Genomic DNA, 974 nt, shown 5'->3' with positions numbered 1-974 from the left:
TTGGGAGTGGCCCAGTACGGCGGCAGGTGTCACGCCCAGCGACTGCCACAGATGCGCCAGCGACACCATCACCGCCCACAACACCGGCTGCACCACATCGACGCGTTCCAGCGCCGCCTGATCCCCCAGCACCTCCAGCAGATCCCACTCCACAAACGGAGCGAGCGCCTGGGCACACTCCCCCATCCGCCCCGCGAACACCGGCGAGGTGGCCTGCAGTTCCTGCGCCATGCCGGCCCATTGCGAGCCCTGGCCGGGGAACACGAACACCACGCCATCCCCGTCGGCCCCGCTCCGGCCGGTCACCACACCGGGGCCGGGCTCCCCTTCGGCCAGCCCGGTCAGCCTGGCGATCAGCTCGTCGCGGTCGGTGCCCAGGATCACCGCCCTGTGTTCCAGACTTGCCCGGGTGGAGACGAGTGCTGCACCGACGTTCACCGGGTTCAGTTCCGGGGCCGCTTCTACGCGTACCGCGAGGCGTCGCGCCTGCTCCCGCAGCGCCGTCTCCGACCTGGCCGACAGCACCCACGGCACCACCGACGGAGCAACAACGTCCGCGTCAGAGACCGGCGTTGATTCCGGAGCCTGCTCCAGGATCACGTGGGCGTTGGTGCCGCTGATCCCGAACGAAGACACCCCGGCCCGCCACGGCCGGTCGACCGTCGGCAACGGTCGCTGTTCGGTCAGCAACTCCACCGCGCCCGCCGACCAGTCCACCTCGGGAGTCGGCTGGTCCACGTGCAGAGTGGGGGGCAGTTGGCCGTGCCGCATCGCCAGCACCATCTTGATCACACCAGCCACACCGGCAGCCGCCAGCGTGTGACCGATGTTGGACTTGAGCGACCCCAGCAACAGCGGACGACCCTCCGGCCGGTCCTGCCCATAAGTCGCCAACAAGGCCTGGGCCTCGATCGGGTCACCCAGCCGAGTACCCGTGCCGTGGGCTTCCACCGCATCCACCTCAGCCGCAGCCA

At 69.7% G+C, this 974-nt stretch carries 1 protein-coding gene; it reads right to left on the bottom strand.

Annotated elements, in window-relative coordinates:
- Positions 1–974 (bottom strand): acyltransferase domain-containing protein (locus AQJ67_RS44165; RefSeq protein ID WP_159058955.1); only part of this gene is annotated, 974 nt, incomplete at both ends.

It is taken from the genome of Streptomyces caeruleatus (genome assembly GCF_001514235.1).
Classification (GTDB): domain Bacteria; phylum Actinomycetota; class Actinomycetes; order Streptomycetales; family Streptomycetaceae; genus Streptomyces; species Streptomyces caeruleatus.
Note: the sequence above shows the minus strand (reverse complement) of the source record. Positions and strands in the feature narration are given on the sequence as shown.